The organism is Oleiphilus sp. HI0123, from assembly GCF_001635315.1.
Genome location: NZ_LWGE01000464.1, coordinates 1 through 4,933, shown reverse-complemented (window position 1 = coordinate 4,933; position 4,933 = coordinate 1). Strand labels below are relative to the sequence as shown.

5 protein-coding genes are annotated in these 4,933 nt (G+C 45.8%); all 5 read left to right on the top strand.

Going from position 1 to position 4,933, the window contains the following annotated elements:
* Positions 1–23: 23 nt before the first annotated feature.
* Positions 24–173 carry a cbb3-type cytochrome oxidase subunit 3 gene (locus tag A3761_RS28755; protein WP_369808171.1) on the top strand — a complete coding sequence of 50 codons (150 nt, stop codon included), beginning with the start codon at positions 24–26 and terminating at the stop codon, positions 171–173.
* Positions 166–1,059, top strand: a complete 894-nt coding sequence (gene ccoP / locus A3761_RS04465) for a cytochrome-c oxidase, cbb3-type subunit III (RefSeq protein WP_068509683.1) — start codon at positions 166–168, stop codon at positions 1,057–1,059. The genes A3761_RS28755 and ccoP overlap by 8 nt, the downstream gene beginning before the upstream one ends.
* A gap of 142 nt (positions 1,060–1,201) precedes the next feature.
* The gene (gene ccoG / locus A3761_RS04460) at positions 1,202–2,656 is read left to right on the top strand and encodes a cytochrome c oxidase accessory protein CcoG (RefSeq protein WP_068514732.1); all 1,455 of its coding nucleotides are present in this window, start codon (positions 1,202–1,204) and stop codon (positions 2,654–2,656) included.
* Positions 2,657–2,699: 43 nt separating this feature from the next.
* Positions 2,700–3,254, top strand: coding sequence for a FixH family protein (locus A3761_RS04455; protein ID WP_068514731.1), 555 nt, complete (start codon positions 2,700–2,702; stop codon positions 3,252–3,254).
* A gap of 11 nt (positions 3,255–3,265) precedes the next feature.
* Positions 3,266–4,933, top strand: a 1,668-nt coding sequence (locus A3761_RS04450) for a heavy metal translocating P-type ATPase (protein WP_068749893.1), incomplete at its 3' end; no start/stop codon positions are given.

Sequence of the window (4,933 nt, the reverse complement as noted above, 5' to 3'; positions counted from 1 at the left end):
CGTTACGCGGTCTATCTACCATCTTGGTCATGATCGCCTTTGTCGCCATATGCTTATGGGCCTATAACGGCAAAAAGAAAAAAGATTTTGACGATGCAGCCAACCTGCCCTTTCAGGATGACGATATCGCGGAACGTACCTTGAGCGAAAAAGAGAGAGAAGAACATGACTAGTTTTTGGAGTGTATGGGTCTCAGTCATTATTATCGGTACTTTGATCGGTAGTACATGGCTGCTAGTAGCCACCCGAAAAAGCCAAACTACAGATGAAGAGACTGAACAAAAGATGCCCCATGCCTTCGATGGGATCGAAGAGTACGATAATCCACTTCCAAAGTGGTGGTTCCATATGTTTATCGGTTCAGTTGTTTTTGCATTCGCATACGCATTGCTGTACCCGACTTTAGGTAACTTCCAAGGTTTCTTAGGCTGGTCTTCTACCGGTCAATGGGAAGCAGAAGTTGCTGAAGCTGATGAAAAGTACACACCTATATTCAAAGCCTACGCGGCAAAGCCAATTGAAGAACTCGCCAAAGATGCCGAAGCAATGAAAGTAGGACAGCGTTTGTTTGCTAATAACTGCTCAGTATGTCACGGATCAACAGGTCGCGGCGCATTAGGCTTTCCAAATCTGACTGACCACGACTGGTTATATGGTGGAAGTCCAGACGCGATCAAAACCACCCTCCTGTATGGTCGAAACGGTCAAATGCCTGCCAAAGGTTTAAATCCCGCTATGAGCAAAACTGACATACAAAATATGACTCATTACTTACTTTCGTTTAGTGGACGTAGTGATGATAAAGCAGCTGTTGATGCCGGCGCAGCGATGTACCAGACTGCCTGTGCAGCCTGTCATGGGGCTGAGGCTAAGGGTAATCAAGCCGTCGGCGCACCAAATCTAACAGATGATGTTTGGCTCTACGGCGGCACGGCATCTAAGATCAATCAAACACTCACTTATGGTCGAGCAGGCGTAATGCCAGCACAAAAAGACCTACTTGGTGAAGACAAAGTTCACCTACTTGCAGCTTACGTTTACAGCTTATCTAACAAATAAGACTGTCTGAGACTCGTGGGCCTGGCTGAGTAGCCAGGCCCACTCTCACAGAATATAAGATCTCTTCTCTAGACAGCCTTTGCTCATCACAGACTTTCTAGAAAAGAAACCTTTCCTCCACTAGATATGGAAGCCGTTGCCTATGTCTAAGAAGATCCCAGCCCAAAATATCGAACCCGGTACGCAGAAACTGGAAGTCTACGGCCAAGATTCAAAGCAAGCAGACGTCAGTAAGACCGTCGAGCTCTACGAGTCTCGAAAAAAAATCTACGTCAAAAAAATTGCCGGTCTTTTTCAGCGAATCAGGAAGTTTTCACTCTGGGCCTTGATGGCCATGTACTTTTCAATTTGCTGGATATCAATCAACGGCCAGCAACTGGTTCATTTCGACCTCCCTGCACGTAAATTCCATATCTACGGCATGACATTCTGGCCACAAGAGTTCGTTCTTTTAGCACTGCTTCTAATCATTTGTGCCTACGGTCTGTTTTTCGTCACCACCCTTTTTGGGCGCGTCTGGTGTGGTTATACCTGCCCACAAACTTCCTGGACCTTTATTTTCATGTGGATTGAGGAAAAGGTTGAAGGGAGCAGGAACCAACGAATGAAGCTTGATAAAGCGGAATTCAGCTCTGAAAAGATGATCAAAAAGACCCTTAAGCACACTCTTTGGTTATTGGTCTCCTTTGGCACCGGCCTGACCTTTGTCGGTTATTTCTACCCTATTCGTGAGTTAGTTCCAGATCTGTTCACCTTTAGTGTAGTCGACGCCTGGGCAATATTCTGGATTGGCTTCTTTACAGTTGCAACCTACCTGAATGCTGGCTGGTTACGTGAACAAGTTTGTTTATACATGTGCCCTTATGCACGCTTTCAATCTGTAATGTTTGATGAAGACACACTTGTTGTTTCCTACGACAAAGGTCGTGGAGACCCAAGAGGAAGCCGCAAACGTAATGTTGATTATAAAGAACAAGGCCTTGGCGACTGCGTTGACTGCGGCATGTGTGTACAGGTTTGTCCAACGGGCATCGATATTCGTGATGGGCTTCAGTATGAGTGTATTGGCTGCGCCTTATGCGTCGACGCCTGTGACTCAATCATGGACAAAATGAAGTATGACCGAGGTCTAATCAGCTACACCACTGAGAATGCCCTCATCGGTAAGAAGAGCCATATACTAAGACCCAAAGCCATTGCCTACGCTGTATTATTACTCGGCATGATGGGTGCGTTTGCCTATTCCGTTGCAACACGTGTTCCACTAGAGTTAGACGTAATAAAAGATCGGGGCGCTTTATACCAGCTAACGGGTTTAGGTAAAATCGAAAACACTTATATTCTCAAAGTTATGAATATGAGCGATGAACCCCATGATTTTGACATTACCGTCAAAGGCATTGAAGGGATAAAGATTACCACACCCACTACGGTATCCGTGAAAGCCGGAGAAGTATACACTCAACCAACTAGCATAGAAGTCGACCCCATACATATGGAAGTCACCCACTATGATATTGAGATTACCGTCAAGGCTACAGATAACCCAGACTTGGTCGCATCAAGCGAAAGCCGCTTTTTAGGCAGCGCTGAATAAAGCGACACAATAGAAATTAACTAAGCACAACCGAGGTAATGAAATGAAAGCAGCACAAGATGAACAAGCTAAAAAACCATGGTTCAAACAGCCGTGGCTTTGGTTTGTCCTGAGCGTACCTATTGCTTCGGTTATACTCAGCAGCATTATGGTAACTGTTGCTGTTGTTGGTCGTGACACTCTGGTTAGCGACAACTATTACAAGGATGGCATGGGTATAAACCAGACGATTGAACAAGATAATATGGCGGATGACCTCGGCTTGAAACCAACCTTAGAAATTGTTGATCAAGCCATCATTATTGAGCTAGTCGGTGACAAGTATCACCCTACTCTCCAACAACAAGCCTTTTTAACCTTGAAGATTCTACACCCAACCGTGGGAGACCAAGATCAAGTTATCAAGCTTCTGCCGACACCATCAGGCCAGTTTGTTGGAGATTTAACATCACCAGTTGATGGCCGTCGATATGTCGACCTCTATGCCTTTGACGAAAGCTGGCGGATTAGAGAAGAAGTCACCTTCCCGACAGGAAAAGTAACGCTTAATATAGGTGGCACCGAAAATAACGAGACTGCTAGCAAGTCGCAGGACTAGGTTGGCAACACATGTGCAAGACTTGCTACCACTGCAATGAAGAGATTCCAAAAGGCTTTAGCGCAAAGATTGAGATTGGCGGAGAACAACAATCGTTTTGTTGTTATGGTTGTTTAGCGATCGCAGAAACCATTGTCTCTGGTGGTCTCGATAACTTCTATCAACACCGCACTGAAGCCTCATTAAAGCCCGACGACTTCACCGACGCACAACGCGATGAACTACTTCTTTATGATGACCCGGCGCTACAAACTGACTTTGTTACGGTAGATGGCAAACAGTCTGATGCTGCACTTAGTATCTCAGGAATTACCTGTGCCGCTTGTATTTGGCTCTTAGAGCGCGAAATCAGCTCACTTCCCGGCCTGATAAATCTATCAATCAATCATACGACTCACAAAGCGCTACTTAGCTGGAACAATGAACAGATCAAGCTAAGCAAAATCCTGATTAAAATACGCAAGCTAGGCTACAAAGCCTTCCCCTATCAGGAAGACAAAGCGAGACAACTTGCCGAGAAAGAGAAACGCAGCGCAATGTTTCGTATCGCTGTCGCTGGTATAGCGGCGATGCAAAACATGATGTTTTCAGTCCCCTTGTATCTAGGCATCTATAGCGGTATCGATGCCGAGTTTATCTCCTTCTTTCGATGGGTCAGCATGTTAATGTGCATACCCGTTGTGTGCTTTTCAGCGCTACCATTTTTTCGAGCGGCCTTACGTGACTTGCAAACACGTCATTTAACGATGGACATCCCTGTATCGCTCGCTATCCTGACCGCGTTTTTTGCCAGTGCTTTCCTGACGATAAACAGCGAAGCAAGCATTGAGACCGATGTCTATTTCGACTCAGTTGCGATGTTTACCTTCTTCCTATTGCTTGGCCGGTTTATGGAAATGCAAACTCGCCATAAGCACCTGAACAGCGATGCCGAAATGGGTAAACTATTGCCTACAACAGCGATCATTAGAACCGAAGATGGCGAAAAAAGTAAACCTGCTCACCAGCTTGAAATTGGAGAGGTACTAGTGGTTAGACAGGGCCAAGTATTTCCTGCCGATGGCGTGGTTATTGAAGGTGTCTCCAAAGTCGACGAGTCAGCCCTCACAGGAGAGTTTCTCCCCATTGAAAAAGCGCTTGGGGCTCAGGTAAGTGGTGGCACCGCTAATGTCGAAAATACCTTATTCGTTCGCATTACCGCTACTCCCAAAGAGAGCCGTGTCGCAGCGATTATTAAGCTCCTTGATAAAGCAGCAAGTGAGAAGCCCAAAACCGTATTAATGGCAGATAAAATTGCCAGCCACTTTGTAGCAGGTGTGCTATTCGCGGCTTGCGTCGTTGGTCTCTACTGGTACTTTAATAACCCCGACGAAGTATTCACCATTGTTTTATCTGTTTTGGTTGTTACCTGCCCTTGCGCTTTATCTCTGGCAACACCAACTGCAATGACCAGTGCCAACACATTCCTTCGCAGCAAAGGCTTCTTAATCACCAAATCTCATGCGCAAGAAGCCATGAACCAGATTACCGATATTGTTTTTGATAAAACAGGGACACTAACCAAAGGTGAACTCAGCATTTCTGGTGTGAAGCTTTTTAGTCACTGCGGAGAAAGTAAAGCGCTTGAAATCGCTGCCGCACTAGAACACCACTCCAGCCACCCGATCGCCAAGCCTTTT